The organism is Shewanella putrefaciens (genome assembly GCF_016406325.1).
Classification (GTDB): domain Bacteria; phylum Pseudomonadota; class Gammaproteobacteria; order Enterobacterales; family Shewanellaceae; genus Shewanella; species Shewanella putrefaciens.
Genome location: NZ_CP066370.1, coordinates 493,919 through 515,680, shown reverse-complemented (window position 1 = coordinate 515,680; position 21,762 = coordinate 493,919). Strand labels below are relative to the sequence as shown.

Below are 21,762 nucleotides of genomic sequence, written 5' to 3'. Positions count from 1 at the left end.
GAGTGCAAATCTCAATCTATCAGTTCTATTTTCAACCATAGTTTACTCAAAAGCATACTTATGTTAACCATAGATATAAGAGACTATCACCATGAATTATCTGTATTTGACCATAGTAAGACGATACCAGATTTCTGTTCTTTTAGAACAAGGCTTTCGATATAAATGTACTGATTGTCATCGTCCTAGTGACGATAGGCAATCCTCCCATGCCTAAAATCGGTGGGGTTTGCATGTTTAAAAACGCCTTTTTTAATGAATTAGTTTGATTTTTGTCCCCTATATCGTCCCATCATTTTTAATGGTACTCGTTCAAGCAATTTTCGCCATAACAGATTGTAGGCAAAAATGGAAAGTGCATTATATTGTTGTTTGTAAATAGCTCTCAACATTTCTTATTAAATCCAATAACATCTACCATCAAGATAATATTAAAGTAAAAAAGGTATAACACTTAGCGTGTTACACCTCGATGATTAGTACTTTAATTTTAAGTATTAAAAATATTTAGAATCGATATTCAACACCTAAACTTGCTTGTTTAAAGTCCGTTTCTGTATTTGCACCATTAGCTACATTATCCGCATTAATCTCTGCATCATACCAAGTGTACTCAGCATTAATTAAAAATCGGTCTGTGACTTTAAATGCGACACCTGCACCCGCAAATACACCTTCATCATCTTTATTTCCAGAAAAGCCTACGACTTTATAATCGGTGGAATACCATAGCTGCCCAGCTTTAGCGTATAACTCGACTCTGTCTACAATTGGAAACATGACTTTAAGGCCTGCAGTATAACCATCCGTTTCGGCCTTAGCTAAGTTGTTGCCATACTTGCCAAAGTTAATGTATCCACCTTCAAGGGCTAAGTACTGGTTGAAACGATAACCAACAAGACCTTGAAAAACATCGCTGTTATCATCAAAATCGTCGGCTCCATCGACCTTTAAATACCCATAGTTAGCGCCTACATAGATGCCATTTTGTGCAACATCGATGTTGTTAGAACTATTGGCATGAGAATATGTACTAAAAGACACTAAGGAAATAATGGCCGCCAAAGTAATAATGTTATTTTTCATAAAGTACTCCTAGTTAATTAATTTAAATACACTAAAGTACATTACAAATTTGATGCCAGCTTTTAATAAATAGCCTTGGACAACTTAAATAAATAAAAACTTACCTTGATTATCAATGCTATGCCATATTTAATATGATTAATTCTAAATAATACAGCTTTTTAAAAGTGTTCAAGATGCTTATGTAATGATGACCAAATTCACACTCATTCTATTTTAATGTATTTATTTCCGATGCATTTGTAACTATTTCATAAGCCATTCCATAAAATATTAGCTTATCTTATATAGTGCCGCGCCAATGTAAAATACAGCGATGTCTTATCGGGATAATGGGATCAAATAGCCTGAATTTGCTATAAATGCTGGCGGATATACATCACATGGGCGACCTGATAGTTTTGATGCTCCAGTACACCATAGGCAAAATGCGGAGTAAATGTGCTGCTTTGCGCAACAGTTAACAAATGTAAATAACAATAACTATCATTAACACTAAAGTGCTATTGCGCTATATTGTGCCCACTTTTGCATTTGATTCTTCACACCATTGGGCCTATTGATGAACTCACCACGCTTATCCCTACTCTATTCAGCTATGTTGCTGGCGCTAGGCACCGCAGGCCTAAGCCATGCGGATGACAGTGCCACCAACAATAAAACCACTGATAATATTGAAAAAATTGAAGTGAAAGGCAGTTATATCGCTGGCTACAATGCCAGCACTGCCAGCGGAGCCTCTCGCCTTGATTTAGCAATAAGCGATATTCCCCAATCGGTATCGGTGATCACCAATGCCCAGATGAGTGATTTCCAACTCACTAACATTAATACCGCCCTCGACTCGGCAACGGGTGTGAATGTTGAGCGCATTGAAACCGACCGTACCTATTACACCGCCCGCGGTTTCGATATTACCAACTTCCAAGTGGATGGCATTGGTTTACCCTTAAGCTCGGGTAGTAATCATGCCGATGAAGATACCGCGATTTATGATCGTATCGAAGTGATCCGTGGTGCTAACGGTTTGATGACGGGCGTGGGTAATCCTTCGGCGACCATTAACTTTATCCGTAAACGCCCAACGGCCGACACTCAACTGAATATCAATGGCAGTTATGGCAGCTTTAATAACACCCGACTCGAACTCGACGGTTCCACCAAGCTGAGTGAGAATATTGCCGCCCGCGCCGTGGCGGTAAAACAAACTCAAGACTCGTACCTTGACCGTTATGAGCAAGACAAAACCGTGCTCTATGCCTTTATTGAGGCCAATTTATCCGATAGCACCAGCTTTTCCATCAGCCACAGTTATATCAATAACGACGCCAACGGCGGCCTGTGGGGCGCATTGCCACTGTATTTTACCGATGGCAGCGCCACAAACTACGACCGCTCCACCAGCACATCGGCCAATTGGTCGGCTTGGGTGGTAGAGAAAAACAATACCGTAGTTGAACTGAGTCATTACTTTAATGATGATTGGCACTTACGGGCGACTTATTCCCATAAATCCGCCGATGAAGACACTGAACTCTTTTATGTTTTCGGTACACCTGATAAAACCACTGGCTTAGGGTTAACGGGTTACGGCAGCGCCTATGATGCGAAAGAAACCACCGATCTTGCTGATATTTATGTAAAAGGTGATTTTAGTCTGTTTGGCCGTGATCATCAGTTAGTCTTTGGTGCTAACTATTCCACCGCCGATAAACAAGAACACTCCCTCTACGATGACACCACGGGCAATGGTTTCCCGAAAATGCCCGATCTCAACACTTGGGATGGTAATACCCCGTACCCCACCTTTGCTGACAGACCATCGGGGAGCGATACCGAATCGACTCAAAAAGCCGCCTACTTTACCGGACGCTTTAATCTGTTTGAGGATATGCACCTTATCGCTGGGGGCCGTTTTAACCGTTGGGATACCAAAGGTGAATCCTATGGTAAGTCTCGTGACGCCGAAGCCGAGGAGTTTATTCCCTACATCGGCGCCGTTTACCGCTTTATGCCAGAATTGGTCGCCTATGCCAGCTATACCGAAACCTTCTTGGCGCAAACCGAAGTCGATATCAATGAGCAACCACTCGATCCAGTGACGGGTGAAAGCAAAGAAATCGGCCTCAAAAGCGAGCTATTTGAGGGTAAGTTGATTGCCAGCTTAGCTTATTTCCAAATCGATCAGGTCAACCTCGCGAAGTTAGATCCTGCCACCATTAACTTACCGCCTAACCAGCAAAAATATATTGCGGCTGACGGTATCAGCAGTGATGGCTATGAAATAGATATTGCAGGCGAAATCTATGATGGTTTGCAAGTGAGTGTTGGATTTACTGACTTCAATATTAAAGGCGATGAGTTAGTGGCCAACTACACCCCAAGCAAGCTATTCAAATTAGCGGCAACCTACGATGTTGCCCAACTAGAGGGCTTAAGCTTGGGGGTCAATATGCGCTGGCAGGATGATATTTCTCGCGAGCAAGGCACGGTCGGTGCAGGTTTTGCTAATGCGGGCGACACCATTATCACCCGTCAAGACGCTTATGCCATCGTCGACCTGATGGCGCGCTATGCCTTTAGCGAAAACATCAGCCTCACCTTCAATGCCAATAACGTGACCGATGAGAAATACATTAACAGTTTGTACTGGGCGCAAGGGTTTTACGGCGCACCAGCCAACTACAGCGCAACCTTAAGCTGGAAGCTGTAATACATGTCATCAAAGTGGGCTGCTCATATCAAGCAGCCCAAGGTCAAATCTTCACACAGACAAATAAGGCATTACCCGAATTTAAATCCCATGGAATAATTTTTTCATAGTCATGTTCAAAAATATGCACTTCAAAATAGGGGGCTAACAGTTCCTGTAGCTCAGCAAAACTGGTGGCAACCATGGCATGTTGATCCTGCCATAATTCTGTTTGGCGCGGGCTCTCCTCGGCATTAAACTCTACATCAGTGAACCGACTGAAAGGTTGATTACTCTTCTCAATACTGAGCGTTAGCGACTGCTTCTCACCTTGTCCGCTGTAATGCCAACCTGATTCAAAGGCGAAGTGGTTGCCCTCAAACTCGGCAAAATGCTTAATCGAGCTTGTGTTATCGATTCTGTGCTTATCAACCGTATTAAAACAAAACAGCCCACCATCATTAAGTGCGCTATGCACACTGGCGATACAGCTCTTAAGGCGTTCGATACAAGCACTGTAATGAATGGAATATAAAAAACAGGTAATCAAATCGACGCGCTCTTCTAAGTAAAAAGCCGTCATATCTTGGAGGTTAAACTGAGCTTCAGGGCAACGACGCATGGCCATGTCTAGCATAGGCTGATTAATATCAAGGCCACTGCACTGATAACCAAGGTCGATAAAATGCCGCACATGTGGACCAGTACCACAGGCTAAATCAAGATGTTGCTTACCATTATTGCCGAGGAACTGATGCAGACGATGGATACTCGCGCTCTGTTGCTGGTAGTTGATATCGGAACACATTAAATCGTAATAACCGGATAAATCGGTATAGAGCGCGTTGGAAGACATAGTAGCGAATAGGTAACAAGGGCAATTTTAGGTGGCGCATGATATATCAGTTAGCCGATATCAGAAACAAAGAATTATCCATCGAGTCTCTGCACGTGTTATCACTCTAATCGTGCAACGATATCAATCCACCGAACCATTTACTTTGGGGCGTGAAAGCTCAGCTCTTCAAAGGAACTCAAATATTCGAGTTGTGGTTTGGCAAAATAATAACCCTGAAAATACTCAATCCCTATTCCAGCGAGATAATTAAGTTCGGCTTCAGTCTCAATGCCTTCAGCCAAAACTCTTGTATTAAGCTCTAAACAAATACGCAGTATTTCATCCACGGCTAACTGCTTTTCTTTGTCTAGATCGATATCTCGGATCAAGGTCATATCGAGTTTTAATACTTGGGGACGAAGAGCTTCGAGCCAGCTTAAATCGGCAAAGCCACTGCCAAAATCATCGATTGCCGTGATAAAGCCACGCTTGGCATAACTCTCGAAAATACGCATTAATTTTGCCCGATCGACAATTTGCTCGCCCTCAGTCATTTCAAACATGATTTTATGAATATCAAAACCATAAAGATCTGCAGCTTCAATCGTCGCGCGGATACAGGTCTCAGGGTTATATACGGCATTAGGTAAAAAGTTGATGCTGAGCATTTTATCGAGTCCCAGCTTTGAAGCAGTTTCTATCGCTTTAACACGGCAAGCCTGATCAAAATAGTATTTATTATCTTCATTAATCCGCTCAAACACCCACGCAGCACCTTCTCCATTTGGGCCTCGAACAAGGGCTTCATAACCGCTAATTTCACGACTAGGCCAATGGATAATAGGTTGAAATGCCATTCGGATTTCAAAGCCTAATGACTTACCACTTAAGCAATCCATGCAAGTTTGTTGCTTTATTCGAGCGGGAAAATCCATAAACGGCCTCCTAAACATTAACCTTACTAGTGTGAGGATAAATGCTTAAATTTGCCAGTTTTTACTGTTCATCATCCTAATAAAATCCATCACATATAGAGTGAAGAATGCTATTTCCAAAAATATAAAACGATTGTAAACGGCATAAAAAATGGATGAATCCCAATAGGAGCTTCATCCATCACCATATGCCTCTGGCTGATTTACTTCAGTTTATAAATCACTTCGACTCTATCTTCGATGCTTACTTGGCCGTATTGATAGCTCTCGGCGGCGCCCATGGCATCGGCTTTGGCGCTCATGCGTAACATAACAGGTTGCACAGGGCGTTGATCGTAATAACGGATCTGCCAAATTTTACCGAGGTTTTCACCAAAACCTTTAGCCAAAGATTCGGCTTTTTGCTTAGCATCCGCTATCGCCTCTTGACGTGCTTTTGCAACATATTCTGCTTCTTTGCTCGACTTAAGGGCAATGTTATTCACCCGATTCATCCCCTCTTCTAAGGCTGAATCTAAGATAGCATTTAAGCGGCTTAAGTCTGTCACCGTCACAGTAATTTGGCGACTGGCGGTATAACCCGTCAATTCTGGCGCTTTATCCTGCACATACACATATTGCGGCTGCAGATTTAAATTGGCGCTTTGGATTTGATCCTTTGCTACACCAGCAGCCGTTAAGCGAGCAATAAACTTAGCCACTGCCGCATCGGAATTATCTTTAGCGGCTTTAGCGGTTTTTTCTGTCACGGCCACTTCCACATTTAAATCCGCCATATCGGGTTCGACTTGGATTTGGCTCACACCCATGGTTTCAATATGCGGAAAATCGACCTCAGCGGCGAGCACTGCTGGCGCCATAAACGCGCTAGAAAAAAGACCACCCGCCACCAATACCGCTAAAAGAGAATTTTTCATAACTTACTCCAAAAATTTAAGATAAATAAAACTGAATATTCTCGACTATCTAAACTGACTATCTAAGCTATCACTTAAAGAGACAAATACCTGTGTCAATATGTAACCCTGCTAGAAGCTAGAACCTTGCACTGATAAACGCGCTGAAATTTAAAAAGGGTTAATTTTTCTGAAAAATGTTTAGATCTTTTTATCCCGATGAGTTTTGCCACAGATCTTTGGCTTATCTTCCTATGTCCACACCCAGAATAGGCCTTTGGGTTAACTGGCATATTCAACGCCTTGGTTGTACATTTTTCAGCCAAAGCTACTGTACCTTTTAATCACTTCAGGTATAATCCGCCAACTTTTTTAAGGCAGCTTATATCTCAGCGAGAAACCATGACAGTTGAAACGTTTAAACCCAAGCAAACAACCACGCTTGATACCCCAGCAAAAACATTAGAAGCAGCAAGCACTAATGCTGTGACCCCTGGGAATCGCATCGGTTTCGTGTCTTTGGGCTGCCCAAAAAACCTCGTGGATTCAGAGCGTATTCTGACTCAGTTACGCATCGACGGCTACGAAGTGACTAACAGCTACGACAATGCCGACTTAGTTATCGTCAATACCTGCGGCTTTATCGATGCTGCGGTGGAAGAATCTCTGGACGCTGTACGTGAAGCCTTAGAAGAAAACGGCAAAGTGATCGTCACTGGCTGCCTTGGCGCCAAAGAAAACCAAATCCGCGAAGTGCATCCAGATGTATTAGAAATCACTGGCCCACACAGCTATGAAGCGGTGTTAAAGCACGTTCACAAATATGTGCCTAAGCCAGAGCACAACCCTTTTACCTCGTTAATCCCACAAACTGGGGTTAAGTTAACGCCTAAACATTACGCTTATTTAAAGATTTCAGAAGGTTGCGACAACCGTTGTACTTTCTGCATCATTCCTTCGCTACGTGGCGATCTCGACAGCCGCCCAGCGGGCAGCATCCTAGATGAAGCTAAGCGTTTAGTGGAATCAGGCGTACAAGAAATTCTAGTTGTGAGCCAAGACACCTCAGCCTACGGCAAAGACAAAGGCGGTCGTACCGATTTTTGGGACGGCATGCCAGTCAAGCAAGACATTACTAGCCTAGCGCGCCAACTGGGTAAAATGGGCGCTTGGGTGCGTCTGCATTACATCTATCCCTACCCATGGGTTGACGATTTGATCCCGCTAATGGCCGAAGGTTTAATCCTGCCGTATTTGGATATTCCAATGCAGCATGCTAGCCCACGTATCCTGAAGATGATGAAGCGTCCAGGCCGTGTTGACCGTCAGTTAGAAGCGATCCAACGCTGGCGTGAAATTTGTCCCGATCTAGTGATCCGCTCGACCTTTATCGTCGGCTTCCCAGGTGAAACCGAAGAGGATTTCCAAATCCTGCTCGATTTCTTAAAAGAAGCTCGTCTCGACCGCGTAGGTTGCTTTAAGTATTCTGAAGTGGATGGCGCTGTCGCCAACACCATCGCTGAGCTTATCAGCGAAGAGGTTAAAGAAGACAGATACCACAGATTTATGGAACTCCAAGCCGAGATCAGCGCCGAGCGTTTAGCCCGTTTCGTTGGCCGTACTTTAGATATTCTGATTGACGATGTAGACGAAGAAGGCGCCATTGGCCGCAGCTTCGCCGATGCACCTGAAATCGACGGCATGGTGTTTATCAATGGTGAAACTGAACTTGAGCCCGGTATGTTGGTTCGTGCCCGCATCACCCATTCAGATGAGCATGATCTATGGGCTGAAGTAGTCGACGCTGACACCCAAGACTAAGCATTAAGCTAGGCTCTAGATTCTAGGGCCTGATTCTCGCAGCTGCGCCTTTTGTAGCGTCCTAGCAGGGCGAAGCCCGCCCTGCTTTCCTCCTTCTGATCAATGCAACTTTCCATTTAATGCAACTAGACATCTGGTCCTAGCATCTTTTTGGCATCGACCCACAGCTCGAACTCTTCTGCCGTGACAAACTTAAGTTCTAATGCCGCTTGGCGCAGTGTCTTATGCTCGCTATGGGCTTTTTTGGCTATCTTAGCAGCCTTTTCATAACCGATATGTTGATTTAGCGCCGTGACTAACATAAGTGAATTTTCCACATGCAGCGCGATTTGTGGCTCATTCGCCACTATGCCGACTACGCAATGGTCATTAAACGACTGGCAAGCATCCCCCAATAAGCGCCCCGATTGCAGCACATTGGCGATAATCATCGGCTTAAATACATTGAGCTCAAACTGACCATTGCTGCCGCCAATCCCAACGGCGACATCATTACCCATGATTTGCGCACACACCATGGTCATAGCCTCGACCTGAGTCGGATTCACTTTTCCCGGCATGATCGACGAGCCGGGTTCATTTTCAGGCAGTAATAACTCACCGATGCCGCAGCGCGGGCCAGAACCTAACATCCTAATATCATTTGCGATCTTCATTAAACTAACCGCTGCCACTTTATAGGCCGCCGACAGGGAGACTAATTCATCGTGGGCAGCAAGGGCAGCAAACTTATTCGGCGCCGTCACAAAGGGCAAACCCGTGAGTTTTGCGATATTGTCCGCCACCTTAACAGCGTAATCCTTATGGGTATTCAGCCCAGTGCCGACGGCGGTCGCACCTAAAGCTAACTCGGCCACCCGCTTGAGACTGTGCTCAATGCCTTCGATGGCATGACTTAACTGCGCGGCGTAACCGGAAAACTCTTGGCCTAACGTTAACGGTGTTGCATCCATAAAATGCGTGCGACCGATTTTGACTAGGTGCGCAAACTCCTCGGCCTTCTTCTGTAAGCTCTGCTGCAGGCATTTCATGTTAGGTAAAACGAGTTCCACTGCTTGGCGATAGGCAGCGATATGCATGGCGGTGGGAAAAGTATCGTTGGAGGATTGTGAGCGGTTAACATCATCATTGGGGTGCAAGCATTTAACCGCATCGGTGAGTTGCCCACCCGAGAGCACATGGCCGCGATAGGCAATCACCTCATTGACGTTCATATTGGTTTGCGTGCCCGAACCCGTTTGCCAAATCACTAAAGGAAATTGCGCATCGAGTTCGCCTGCAATCAGCTCATCGCACACTTGGGCAATCAATTGAGCTTTATCTTGGTGCAAGACGCCAAGCTGTTGATTGGTAATGGCGGCGGCTTTCTTTAAATAGCCAAAAGCGTGGATCACTTCGACAGGTATAGATGCCTCAGCACCAATACGAAAGTGCTGCCGCGAACGCTCGGTTTGTGCGCCCCAATAACAATCGGCGGGGACTTTCACCTCACCCATAGTGTCGTGTTCAACTCGATATTGCTGTGCCATGTGCATCTCCTTCGCTAAAACCCTCTAAGCGTTCACCATACTCGCTCAGGGCGAAAGTACAATTAACCTCCAACAAGGAGTATCAACAAGAAGGATGATTTAAGCGTAAAGATTGGCGTAAGGACAGATGGAAGAGCATGAATAGACTGGATTAACGAGCACTAAAACAACAAACTAAAACAGCGAACTGAGGCCGTAAAAAAGCAGATTAACAAAAGCACAGACCTAAAAAGTCGAAAGGGGCATCACCCTTATGCTGATGCCCCTTTCGGTTTGCTGCTTTACGGTCATATGACCCTTTGCCCTTTTTCGCTTTCTCGGTGCGGGTCCTAAACAAGGGACTCGTCACTAAGGCTTTGAGTGCATTATCGGTAATGGTGCCTCGACCACTTTCGTGTTCTAAGGTTATATTTTGCGGTTTTTGCTTAGTCATTTTATGCCTCACTGCTTAATGAAAGTTAAGCCCATGGCCTAACGGCGCAAACTATAGCGCAATCTAATCAGATGTACAGAGTTTGTGCTATCTACCCTAAAAAATGGCTTTTACCCACCTGAAAGTATGATAGATTAACCCAACAAAAATAACACATTAGCCCAACAAAGCATAAACAGTCACCGTTGAATTTAGCCATCATGTTTTGGCAAATAGATTACTGATGTAATCGCTAGATAAGGAGATCAATTTGAAATCCGGATCCATATACAAAATAGGACTTACCGCTTTTTGCTTATTTATTGCCCTACAACCGATATTAAGCTATTCCTTTTCCAGCGCCGAATCCTGCGTACTCACTATGGGATATCGCACCAGCGAACGCCTTCCCTTTATTGAAGGAGAACCCAGTAATAACGGGCTATATCAGGATATCTACCAAGCTGCCGCAGAAAAAATAGGTTGCAAGCTTAATATTGTTCGTGCGCCTAAATTACGTATTTTACGGGATATAAAACTTGGCAATATCGACTTTTACCCCGGCCTTAATTTTACTGAAGAACGTGCAGAATATGCGCTTTTTATCCCTAATGGTCTGTCGGAACGTGCCATAGGCATTAGTCGTTCAGGAGCCGCAGATATTCGCTCTAAAGAGCAGTTATCCCAAAGCGGTCTAACTCTCTTAATTGCTCCAGGCAGTTATGATTTTGGTGGTTTAGCAAACAATATGCAGGTACGTAAGCCTCCAGAGCTAGATGTATCGAGAGCATTAGATTATTTATTGTCAAATCAGGGTGATATATTTATCTATGATCAAGCCACTATCAGCTACTACTTGCGAAATCGTGATAAAACTCGGTTTAAACTGCACTATACCTGCTGTGAAATCCCACAAGAAATGTATTTAGGTTTCTCAAAAAACAGTCAATATTTTCGCAGCGAACCCAATCCCCACTATCGCAGCGATAAACCGCTAAGCCCTGATAACAGCCCCATATTGTTATCACCTCAGTCTAAAGCCTATGAATTTGCCAAAGCACTGGCAGCTATGGACTCGGGTGGAGAAACAGAGCAAATTTACTTCCACTACTTTGGCTAATAGTTCAAGACAGACCTCTATACCCAAACAAGCTATTTGCATATCTAGGTAAAATGATAAGTGGGGCTTACTTTACTTAAGTCTTTATTTTATAAGGTATGCGACAATATGCCGCACCTACCACAATGAGATAATCTTTATAATGCAGCGCAATTATCCAAGTGAATGGAAGACAATAAAATGGCTGCAAATTCTGCGTATTTATCTCACGCCTTTAACACCTCAATACTCTATTCATCCCTTGCGATTGCGCTAGGAATTGCCCCTATAACACAGGCAATGGCAGATGATAGCGAAGTCGCTAATATTGAACATATCCAAGTCCATGGTCAGCAAAGTGAGCCCCGAAACATCCTAGGCTCAGCAGAAAATAGACTTAAAGAACAAGGTGTTGATTTTTCTGAAGCGGGCGGCGTATCGGCCCTACCTATCCTCAATGGCATGATGGGCGATCGCATCAAAGTGCTGGTCGATGGCGCAGACATTACCGCCTCCTGCGCAAACCAAATGAATCCACCGCTGTCCTATATCTCCGCCAATCAAATCACCACGGCCGAAGTCATTGCGGGCGTATCGCCAGTCAGTGCCGGTGGCGACAATATTGCGGGTGTGATCAAGGTTAGCAGCCTTAACCCTAAATTTGGTGAAAGCGAGGCTATCAAGTGGAATAGTGGCGATATTTCAACTGGATACCGCAGCGTGAGTGACACTTTATTACTCGGCACCAACGCCACAGTCGCCAGCAAAAATGTCAGTCTTAGCTATCAAGGCGCCTATGAAGATGCCAACAGCTATAAAGATGGCAATGGCGATAAAGTCATCGATACCCTGTACCGCGCACAAAACCATGCACTGACCGCCGCATGGCGCGATGAGACTCAAGAAGTTGCCATCAAATTGACCCACCAAAATATTCCATTCCAAGGTTTTGCTAACCAATACATGGATATGACGGATAACAAGAGTTACGGTGCCCTCGCCCGTTATCAACTTAAACTCGACGATGACGGTGAATTCAGTGCCCAAGTAAACTGGCACGGCGTGAAACATGAGATGGGCTTTTTCACCCCAGAAAAAACCGGCAAGATGCCAATGAACACTGAAGGTGATGACTACAGCTATCAACTACACTGGCGCTTGCCAATGGGTGATGACAGCACCTTACTGGTCGGCCAAGAATACTATAGCTACCAGCTCGACGATGTTTGGCCTGCAGTGCCTGGCACTATGATGGCGCCCAATGACTACATCAACATCAACGATGGTGAACGCCGCCGTGCCGCCGTTTATGGCGAATGGCAGCAAGATTTAAGTCAAAGCTGGTGGTTATCGGCGGGTATTCGCTTTGAGTATGTCACCACCAATACCGGTGAAGTCCAAGCTTATAGCCCTAGCTCTATGATGGGCATGCCCAATGTCGACGCCGAAGCGGCAAAAGCCTTTAATGCAATGGACAGAAGTAGAGACGATAATCTTATCGATGCGACATTACTAGCGCGTTATCAATTATCGACCAATCAACAACTGGAATTTGGACTCGCCCGTAAAAATCGTGCTCCAAACCTTTATGAGCGTTACAGCTGGGGCCGCGGCACTATGGCGACCACTATGATAGGTTGGTATGGTGATGGTAATGGTTATGTGGGTAATCCGGATCTTAAACCAGAAACCGCCCATACCTTAAGCGCAGCCTACAAATATAACGATGATAGCTGGCAAGTCTCGACCACGGCTTGGTACACAGCTGTGACTGACTATGTAGATGCCGAAGTCATTGGTAGCTTTAATCGTACCAACACGCCTGATGGCAAACGCAATATTCTCCAATTTACTAACCTCGATGCCAATCTCTATGGCGCACGTTTTAATGCGCTCTATCAGTTTGCCGAAACCAGCACAGGTAAGTGGCAAGTGTTAGGCAAAGTGAATGTCACCCGTGGCGAGCGAGATGAAGGTGATGAACCTTTATATCAAATCAAGCCGCTACAAACGGAACTGGCACTGCAACATCAGTTAGGTAACTGGGAAAACAGTCTTTCATGGCAATGGGTTGCGACCAAAGATCGCGTCGATGACCGCCGCCTTGAAAATGAAACTGACAGCTACTCCTTGCTCAATTTGAACAGCAGCATGAAATGGCAAGATCTGACCGTCACCTTCGCCGTCAATAACCTGTTTGATACCTATTATGCGTTGCCACTGGGCGGCGTGAGTGTGGCTGAATTTAAGGCCGATAATACCAATGGCTTTAATCAGGTGGCTGGCGCGGGACGCTCATTTGAACTCAGCGCAAGCTATGCGTTTTAACCTTAGCGGTTCATTAGACGAATAGCCGTAATCAGCGCGTTATACAAAAAGGGCAAGCAGATTAAATAGTTAATCGCTTGCCCTTTGTTATTTTAATTCAGTAGCTTAAATATGGATATTAAAACCTAAAGCACTCAATGCCCAACTCACTGCGCACAGATGCGCATCTGTGCGCATTAGTTACCTGCAATCTTCATTTCAGATAACAAGATACCGCCGGTACGAATCGATGAGCGCAAATCAAAATCCTTACTCACGGCTTGTACGCCACGGAACATCTCTTTCAAGTTGCCCGCGATAGTGATCTCTTCCACTGGATATTGGATCTCGCCGTTTTCAACATAGAAGCCCGCCGCACCACGGGAATAATCCCCCGTGACCATGTTCACGCCTTGGCCCATGACTTCGGTCACAATCAAACCTGTGCCCATGTCTTTAACTAGTTTGTCGAAAGTTTGGCCCGTGTGGCCGAGCGTCCAATTGTAGATACCGCCCGCATGACCCGTGTTCGGCAAACCTAATTTTCGCGCCGAGTAGCTAGTCAACAAATAGGTTTCTAACATGCCGCGGTCGATAATGCGTCTGTCTTGGGTCGCCACACCTTCGCTATCGTAGTTCGCACTCGCCAATGCGCCCAGTAAATGCGGCTGCTCTTCGATACTGAACCAATCAGGGAAGATTTGTGTGTGGATTGCATCCAATAAGAAGCTGGATTTACGGTATAAACTGCCGCCACTGATGGCACCAATTAAGTGACCAATTAAGCCAGTTGCTATCTCAGGGGCCAATAAAATAGGTAAACGTGTCGTGGCAATCTTACGCGCACCTAAACGGCTCACCGTCTTCTCGGCGGTCTTTAACCCTACGGTTTCTGGCGCAAGCATCTCACTGAATTTACGGGCGATAGTGTAATCGTAATCCCGTTGCATATTGCCTTCGCTATCTTCACCGATCACGCTGCAACTCAAACTATACCGTGAGCTGCAATAACCGTTTAAAAAGCCATGGCTGTTGCCATACACTTTAACCGCGGTGTGCGCATTGGCACTAGCGCCATCAGAATTATTGATACGAGGATCGGCATCGAGTGCCGCAGTTTCGGCGCGGATGGCAAGCTTCGCTAATTCCTCGGGGGAAATATCTTCAGGATAATAGAGCTTAAGATCGCGGATCTGATGGGCCATTAAGGCTTTATCGGCAAGACCACTGAAGGGGTCGGGAGAAGTATAACGGGCGATATCGTCGGCCGCTTTCACCGCTAAGGCAATGGCCTCAGGGCTTAAATCCGACGTTGATGAACTGCCCTTGCAACCATCGCGGTAAACCGTAATTCCTAAGGCACCATCTTTATTAAATTCAACGGTTTCAACTTCTTTTAAACGGGTAGAAACCGACAATCCCTGTTGTTTGCTGATCGCCACTTCGGCCGCGTTCGTTCCTAGTTTGTTGGCATATTCGAGTGCCACGGCAACCGCATCTTTCAGCGCGCCCAATTCACTATCAATTCTGTTCAAAGACACAAAGCTACTCTTTCGTTGTCGGCAATGGCGCTAGCATAACAAACACAAAACCCATTCACATTAATTATTAACACCATATCAGTAGCAAAATGAGACTGATGACCCACACTATAAGCACATTCACCTAGGCGATTTTTGGCTGGAGATGTTATTATTAGCAAGATTTTTACTTGAGGTTTTATCTATATGAAGATAGTTGGTGATTCAGAGCATTTTAAACAGCCCTACGACATTGATGAAGATTATGTCAGCAGCAAAACATCGGACAAGCGTGATAGCGAAGCCGTGCAAAAAGTCGGTATGGAGCTTGTTTCACTGAGCAAGACTCAGCTAGATAAAATCGAGCTGGATGAGTTTTTGTACGACGCTATTTTGCAAACGCGCAAAATCAAGGTCAATACTGAGGCGTACCGTCGCCATATGCAGTATATCGGCAAATTGATGCGCAATTTTGATATTGAACCGATCAAAGCTGCTCTCGCTGTTGTGTTAAACAAAAACAACAACGAAACCGCTAAACTGCAGATGTTTGAGAAAATGCGTGAGCGTTTGTTAACCCAAGGTGACGATGAAATTCAAACCTTAGTCGAGCACTATCCGCAATTAGACAGACAAAAACTGCGTACTTTGGTGCGTCAAGCGACTAAAGAGCTGGCTAAAAGTCCAGAATCAAAATCATCTAAAGAGCTGTTTAAATATCTACGCAGCGAAATCCAAGACTAATTAACTTCAGCCTCACAAGGATGTTGCTTATGCGACTCAGCAAAATGTTAGCGGTATTTTCTTGGGTGTTACTGGGCGCATTAGCGCTCAGTGGTTGTAATGGCGCCGCCGATGAAGATAATGGCGGCACAGATGCCACTGACGGTATCTATAAACTGTCTATCGACTTTAAAACCTTATCGGGTTCTGAATGCGGCAGTTTGACTTCACTCCAACGTTTCCCTAAAAACACAGGTTTTTGCGCAGTCGCGAAGTTAAAGAAAGGCTCAGCCGCAGTCAGTAATCAGAAAGTCGACTTTACGACTGACCTTGGTGTATTAACGCCCAGCAGCAAGCTAACCGACAATAACGGTGAAGCCATTATTATCGTGAGTAATCCAGATTTACTCATCAATGCTGGAACAATTTCGGCAACAACCATCCCAAAAGATTCCACAACAGCACTCACCGCTAGCCGCAATTTTGAGTTTTTAAGCACGGGCGATAATACCTCTCCGACCACCCCTAAACTCAGCGCCAGTATTTTAAGCAGTTCTGCCTTAGTCACTCGCTTTAAAGTCGATGAGGCGGTGCAACTGCAAGCCATATTGTTAGACAGCGAAAGTAAGGGTATCGAAGGCGCTAAAGTGACCTTTACCGCAGGTTCGGCAACGCTCAATCCAGCCAGTGCGCTAACCAACAATCAAGGTATTGCACAGGTGACCTACACGCCAAGTGGCAGTGAATTAGGGGCAAACGCCTTAACGGTCACAGTGGATTATCAAGGTCAATCGCTGCAAACCAGTAGCCTGTATGAAGTGTTGAGTAAAGATGCCGTCAACCAAGAAGGCACGCTAAAACTCGGCTCATTCAATGGCACAGTGTTTACCGAAGGCAAATTAGCAAGCACCTTAACGGCCGATGCCAATGGCGTATATAAGATCAGCGCAGGTGGCAGCTTTGGCGTAAGCGCAAGTTTAGTCTTAGAGGCCAATGACGGCACAATTACGCGAGTACAAACACCGGCTTCCATCAGCTTTAGTTCAGATTGCACCACAAACAATAGTGCAACTCTCGATACCCCCGTTACCACCCTATCGGGTAATGCGAGTTCAACCTTCCAAGACACGAGTTGCAGTGGCAATAGCGAGCGTAACGATCAGATCATCGCCACCACAGTTGCGGGCAATCAAATCTTAACGGCTAGCCTACCTTTTACCCTACAACGCCAAACGCTGGCTAGCTTAAGCTTTGAATCGGCGGAACCCACTCAAATTCGTATTAAAGGTGCGGGCGGTACGGGTTCAAGCGAATCCTCTTTAGTCAGCTTTAAAGTCACCAGCGCCAACGGCCAACCCGCAGCGCAGCAAAAGGTCAGCTTTACCTTAGATACAGTGGTCGGCGGTTTAAGTTTTGCCAATGGCACTGCAAATGCGCAAAGCCAGACTAACTCCCAAGGTATCGCCAGTGTACGGGTATTATCCGGTACCGTCCCCACGCCAGTGCGCGTAGTCGCTACTGCGGTTGATACTGATACTAAAGAAGTCATCACTAGCCAATCTGAACAATTAACCGTGAATACGGGTCTGCCACAACAGCTTGGATTTAGTTTAGCGACCAGTAATGCCAATCCTGAAGCGGGTAACATTGATGGCGAAAAAGTCACAGTAACGGCAAGGTTATCCGATAGTTTTGGTAACCCTGCGCCCAACGACACAACAGTCAATTTCACCAGTGAAGGCGGGCAAATAGAGCCAAGCTGCTTAACTCAAAATGGTGTCTGCAGTGTGACTTGGACATCAAGCGACCCGAGACCTCAAGACCATCGCATAACAGTATTAGCCTACGCTTTAGGTCACGAAACCTTTTTCGACACCAATGGTAACAACCAATTTGATTCGGCCGATGGTAGCGCAATCGCAAAGGCCTGTTTAATGAATGGCGTGCCTGTGGCTTGTAGCGGTAACGGCTTAGATGTTGAAACCTTCCATAGCTCAGGCTTTAGCGATCTGCCGACAGCCTTTCGCGATGATAACGAAAACTTTGCCTATGACAGTGGTGAGCCCTATTTCGATAACCTCGCGAGTACGACCTATAAAGGCGCCGATGGCAAGTTTAACGGCCCTCAATGTCAAGGCGCACTCTGTGGTACAGGCCAAGCTAATAAGACTTACGTTCGCAAAGCGGTTGTGATGATAATGTCAGGCTCAAAAGCCTATTTCTCCCTATGGCAAGATGATGTCAAAGTATATGAAGATCGCCAAGGTCAAAATATTCTCAATAATCTTGACGCGTTAACTGCAATCCCTGCCGGGAAAACGGCTAAATTTACCGTAAAATTCTACGATAGTGCCGATCAAATTATGCCCTCGAGCACAACGCTTAATATCGGTGCGGATAAAGGGGAATTACTATCAACAACCTATACTGTCCCTAAAACGAATAATGCTAATGCTGGTATGACGGACTTTTTCCTCAAGAATACTGGAACCGCTAGCAGCCAAGTGGTACTAACAGTGAATACACCAAGTGGTGTTGAAACCTTGCTTAAGTTCAATATATTGCTGCAATAGTCGGTAATGTATCCGTAAAACACAGACCCGCCAATGCGGGTCTTTTTTTAGATCCAGATGACCTATCATTGGGGCTAAGAAAAAACACGCAAGAGGTGTATCCTCTGGCTTTTCCTCTTGCTTTCCAATGCCTTCTGTAAACTCTCTGCTACTCTTGTTTATCCTCTTGATCTCCCACGCTCGCTTTAGCTGGACTCATCAGCCTCAAGGTAAAGAACGTCATGGCACTGAGCACCAGCGCAATTTCGAGGCGGCCAGTGGCGACCGATATTCCGATAGCTCCCGTTAACCACAGGCTTGCTGCTGTTGCTGTACCTGAAACAACACCTTCACCTTTCACCGCATTTTTAAGAATGGCACCGCCACCAATAAACCCTATCCCTGTGATGATACCTTGCATCACACGGGCTTCTGCATCCGTTGAACTCAGTACCTCAATACCAACCAGCATATATCCGCATGCGGCAACCGCGACCAGCGGAAAGGTGCGTAAGCCCGCCGTACGTTCACGCTTTTCACGGTCCCAACCGATCGGCAGGGCCAGAATAAAGGCAAACAATAAATCGCGTACATGCAGTGCGGCAACACTCAATTCAAGATCAGGTATTAGGTTCATAGGCCTTTTTACAGAGTTTAAAAGTGAATCTAAAAATCCTAGTCAAGCTCTGCTTATCGACCTTTAGCTGCGACAAAACAGGCGTTCCACAACCAGTCTGAAGGATACAAATCACAGCGTCGGTGCGTTGTCGAACTGAACAAAAAAACGGCATACGGTGATGCAGATACAGTCTAGTGGATGGTTCGCTATCGAACAGACACAGCCCATCAACTCAATAAGAATCGATAAAGGTTGGCGGTTTGAGCGGTATCTCTATTGTCAACATTCCCCACCTCACCGGAGAACAATTATGGCTATGAACAAAAAACCAGACCCGTCATCACGAGTGCAAAGCAAAGATGACTCATCCGTCGCCGCAACAGAGGGTCAGGAGTCTGTGCTTAAAACGAATGACATAGTTGCAAAGCAAGCTCGCGATAGCGATACCTTGGTCGCAGCTATGCCCTACAACATTAATAAGGCATTCGACTATGGTCATGATAACGCTATGGCACCTGTACCTGGAGTGACTGTGGAGTTGCCCTCTATTGCATTAACGGCAAGCACGGCAACTGAGGATATCGAAACGGCTAAAACCGGTAGCGCTGTGCGACCTGGGATTAACCCTATGGTCGACTCGCTCAATCGGGTTCGAGTCGATGCAAGCGCTCAGCCTTTGACCACCAATCAAGGGGTTAGGATTGGCGATAATCAAAATAGCCTGAAAGCTGGATTACGCGGACCATCCTTGCTTGAAGATTTCATCCTGCGGGAAAAAATTACCCATTTTGATCACGAACGAATCCCTGAACGGATAGTTCATGCTCGCGGTTCAGGAGCTCATGGCTACTTCAAAGCCTATGACGCACTGGGCAAATACACTCGCGCAGCACCTTTTGCGGAGCAAGGCAAAATCACCCCTGTGTTCGTACGTTTTTCTACGGTAGCTGGCGAGCGTGGCTCAAAAGACACGGCGCGTGATGTGCGTGGCTTTGCGGTGAAGTTCTATACCGACGAGGGTAACTGGGATCTGGTTGGAAATAACATGCCAGTATTCTTTATTCAGGATGCGATGAAGTTTCCCGATCTAGTACACGCAGTTAAACCTGAGCCACACCACGGCATGCCTCAGGCGGCATCGGCCCATGATACGTTTTGGGACTTTGTTTCACTGATGCCAGAATCCACCCATATGCTGATGTGGGTGATGTCGGACCGCGCTATACCGCGCAGTTATCGCATGATGCAAGGCTTTGGCGTGCATACCTTTCGTTTAGTGAACGAAGAGGGGCAATCCGTATTTTGTAAATTCCACTGGAAGCCGCTGCAAGGCACGCATTCATTGCTGTGGGATGAGGCGGTGAAAATATCGGGCGCCGATCCTGATTTCCACCGACGGGATTTATGGGAAGCCATAGAGTCGGGCGAGTTTCCGGAATGGGAGCTCGGGCTGCAAATTTTTAGCGAGGAACAGGCCGATGGTTTCAGTTTCGATGTACTCGATTCAACTAAGCTGCTCCCTGAGGAACTGGTGCCAGTACTGCCTGTTGGGCGTATGGTGCTCAATCGCAATCCTGATAACTTCTTTGCCGAAACCGAACAAGTTGCGTTCTGCACCGCACATGTTATTCCGGGCATAGACTTCTCTAATGACCCACTGCTGGCGGGTCGTATCCACTCCTATGTGGACACGCAAATTACCCGCTTAGGTGGCGCTAATTTTCACGAAATCCCGATCAATGCACCACTAGCCCCGGTTCAAAATAACCAACGCGACGGCATTCATCGTCAGGCGATCCATCGCGGCCGTGTTGCCTACGAGCCAAATTCACTGGCGGGTGGTTGTCCATTTCAAGCTGGAAGCAGCGGATTTGTATCGTTTCCAGAAAGAATTAGCGAAGACAAAATCAGGGGTAAGCCGGAAAAATTTGCCGAGCACTATCTACAAGCCACTTTGTTTTTCAACAGTCAAACGGCTGTCGAAAAAGCCCATATTGTCGATGCATTTCGCTTCGAGCTCAGCAAAGTTGCAGTCCCTGCCATACGCAATCGGATGCTGTCCTCGTTGGTGAATGTCTCCCCTGAACTTGCCGCTGAAGTTGCAGCAGGCCTAGGCATGGTTGTTCCAGATGCAATGCCCAAGGCCATCGCGGAGCCGCAGTCACCTGAGGTAACAGTCTCTACCGCCTTGTCGCTGATGGCATTACCGGGCGAATGCGGTATCCGTACACGTCAGATTGCCGTGTTAATCGAGGATGGAGTTCACCATGCATCCTTGGTCAGCCTTCATTCGGCCTTAGTGGAAGCGGGGGCTGTCGTTCATTTTGTAGGGCCACGAATAGGAAGTTTTGTGGGTGCCTCAGGCGAGAAAATAGAAGCGGATAAATCGATGGAGAATTCTCCGGCTGTGCTGTTTGATGCCATGGTCCTACCCGATGGAAACGAGGCGGTTCAAGCTCTCGCAGGCTATAGCCACACAATCCCATTTATAAAAGAGTTGTACCTACACGGCAAAACAATCCTCGCTTTAGGTGACGGACGGGAACTGCTGGATTTGGCTAACATTGGATTCCGCATGGAAGAAGACAGGGGGATCCTGCTAGTAGACAGCAGCAATATGGCTGAAATTGTGCCGGTATTTATTGATGCGGTCGCATCTCATCGCCACCCTTCTCGCTATTCAATAATCCAATAACGCTATAACCACATGAAGCAGTCCGATTATCGCTCACG

Annotated in this window: 16 protein-coding genes and 1 pseudogene; 8 read left to right on the top strand and 9 right to left on the bottom strand. The window is 46.0% G+C overall.

The window, feature by feature from the left end:
* Positions 1-91 precede the first annotated feature (91 nt).
* A pseudogene (locus JEZ96_RS19650) lies at positions 92-202 on the top strand (IS30 family transposase); the annotation flags it as partial.
* 305 nt (positions 203-507) lie between these two features.
* Here the strand turns inward: JEZ96_RS19650 and JEZ96_RS02395 are convergent.
* Positions 508-1,086 carry a porin family protein gene (locus JEZ96_RS02395; RefSeq protein WP_011790808.1) on the bottom strand — a complete coding sequence of 193 codons (579 nt, stop codon included), beginning with the start codon at positions 1,084-1,086 and terminating at the stop codon, positions 508-510.
* A gap of 356 nt (positions 1,087-1,442) precedes the next feature.
* Positions 1,443-1,553 carry a DUF1569 domain-containing protein gene (locus tag JEZ96_RS19645; protein ID WP_082785932.1) on the bottom strand — a complete coding sequence of 37 codons (111 nt, stop codon included), beginning with the start codon at positions 1,551-1,553 and terminating at the stop codon, positions 1,443-1,445.
* A gap of 95 nt (positions 1,554-1,648) precedes the next feature.
* Here JEZ96_RS19645 and JEZ96_RS02385 point away from each other — a divergent pair, with 95 nt between their 5' ends.
* Positions 1,649-3,799, top strand: coding sequence for a TonB-dependent siderophore receptor (locus JEZ96_RS02385; RefSeq protein ID WP_025008684.1), 2,151 nt, complete (start codon positions 1,649-1,651; stop codon positions 3,797-3,799).
* 43 nt (positions 3,800-3,842) lie between these two features.
* Here JEZ96_RS02385 and JEZ96_RS02380 read toward each other — a convergent pair whose 3' ends face one another.
* From JEZ96_RS02380 to JEZ96_RS02370, 3 genes are all read right to left on the bottom strand, one after another.
* Positions 3,843-4,634: a class I SAM-dependent DNA methyltransferase gene (locus JEZ96_RS02380; protein ID WP_011790810.1), complete on the bottom strand. Its 792-nt coding sequence runs from the start codon at positions 4,632-4,634 to the stop codon at positions 3,843-3,845.
* A 140-nt stretch (positions 4,635-4,774) separates the two neighbouring features.
* Positions 4,775-5,551, bottom strand: coding sequence for an EAL domain-containing protein (locus JEZ96_RS02375; protein WP_025008683.1), 777 nt, complete (start codon positions 5,549-5,551; stop codon positions 4,775-4,777).
* Between the two features lie 203 nt (positions 5,552-5,754).
* The gene (locus tag JEZ96_RS02370; protein WP_025008682.1) at positions 5,755-6,468 is read right to left on the bottom strand and encodes an oxidative stress defense protein; all 714 of its coding nucleotides are present in this window, start codon (positions 6,466-6,468) and stop codon (positions 5,755-5,757) included.
* Between the two features lie 381 nt (positions 6,469-6,849).
* Here JEZ96_RS02370 and rimO point away from each other — a divergent pair, with 381 nt between their 5' ends.
* Positions 6,850-8,268 carry a 30S ribosomal protein S12 methylthiotransferase RimO gene (rimO, locus tag JEZ96_RS02365; RefSeq protein ID WP_014609783.1) on the top strand — a complete coding sequence of 473 codons (1,419 nt, stop codon included), beginning with the start codon at positions 6,850-6,852 and terminating at the stop codon, positions 8,266-8,268.
* A 125-nt stretch (positions 8,269-8,393) separates the two neighbouring features.
* Here the strand turns inward: rimO and fumC are convergent, their stop codons facing one another.
* Positions 8,394-9,797, bottom strand: a complete 1,404-nt coding sequence (gene fumC, locus JEZ96_RS02360; RefSeq protein WP_061782881.1) for a class II fumarate hydratase — start codon at positions 9,795-9,797, stop codon at positions 8,394-8,396.
* 208 nt (positions 9,798-10,005) lie between these two features.
* Positions 10,006-10,230, bottom strand: coding sequence for a ribosome alternative rescue factor ArfA (locus JEZ96_RS02355; RefSeq protein WP_025008680.1), 225 nt, complete (start codon positions 10,228-10,230; stop codon positions 10,006-10,008).
* Between the two features lie 250 nt (positions 10,231-10,480).
* Between JEZ96_RS02355 and JEZ96_RS02350 the strand changes: the two genes are divergently transcribed.
* Both JEZ96_RS02350 and JEZ96_RS02345 read left to right on the top strand, forming a co-directional pair.
* Complete coding sequence (locus JEZ96_RS02350; RefSeq protein WP_025008679.1) at positions 10,481-11,329, top strand: substrate-binding periplasmic protein; 849 nt, start codon at positions 10,481-10,483, stop codon at positions 11,327-11,329.
* 180 nt (positions 11,330-11,509) lie between these two features.
* The gene (locus tag JEZ96_RS02345; RefSeq protein ID WP_082785931.1) at positions 11,510-13,636 is read left to right on the top strand and encodes a TonB-dependent receptor; all 2,127 of its coding nucleotides are present in this window, start codon (positions 11,510-11,512) and stop codon (positions 13,634-13,636) included.
* A gap of 176 nt (positions 13,637-13,812) precedes the next feature.
* Here JEZ96_RS02345 and pmbA read toward each other — a convergent pair whose 3' ends face one another.
* Positions 13,813-15,156, bottom strand: coding sequence for a metalloprotease PmbA (gene pmbA / locus JEZ96_RS02340; protein ID WP_025008677.1), 1,344 nt, complete (start codon positions 15,154-15,156; stop codon positions 13,813-13,815).
* 186 nt (positions 15,157-15,342) lie between these two features.
* Here pmbA and yjgA point away from each other — a divergent pair, with 186 nt between their 5' ends.
* Both yjgA and JEZ96_RS02330 read left to right on the top strand, forming a co-directional pair.
* Positions 15,343-15,879: a ribosome biogenesis factor YjgA gene (yjgA, locus tag JEZ96_RS02335; protein WP_011790819.1), complete on the top strand. Its 537-nt coding sequence runs from the start codon at positions 15,343-15,345 to the stop codon at positions 15,877-15,879.
* 29 nt (positions 15,880-15,908) lie between these two features.
* The gene (locus JEZ96_RS02330; RefSeq protein ID WP_061782880.1) at positions 15,909-18,431 is read left to right on the top strand and encodes an Ig-like domain-containing protein; all 2,523 of its coding nucleotides are present in this window, start codon (positions 15,909-15,911) and stop codon (positions 18,429-18,431) included.
* A 148-nt stretch (positions 18,432-18,579) separates the two neighbouring features.
* On the opposite strand, the gene JEZ96_RS02325 is transcribed toward JEZ96_RS02330, so the two are convergent.
* On the bottom strand, positions 18,580-19,047 hold the full coding sequence (locus tag JEZ96_RS02325; protein WP_025008676.1) for an MgtC/SapB family protein: 468 nt from the start codon (positions 19,045-19,047) through the stop codon (positions 18,580-18,582).
* A 292-nt stretch (positions 19,048-19,339) separates the two neighbouring features.
* Between JEZ96_RS02325 and JEZ96_RS02320 the strand changes: the two genes are divergently transcribed.
* A complete protein-coding gene (locus JEZ96_RS02320; RefSeq protein WP_025008675.1) occupies positions 19,340-21,724 on the top strand; it encodes a catalase in 2,385 nt (794 codons plus the stop codon).
* The last annotated feature ends 38 nt before the right edge of the window (positions 21,725-21,762 follow it).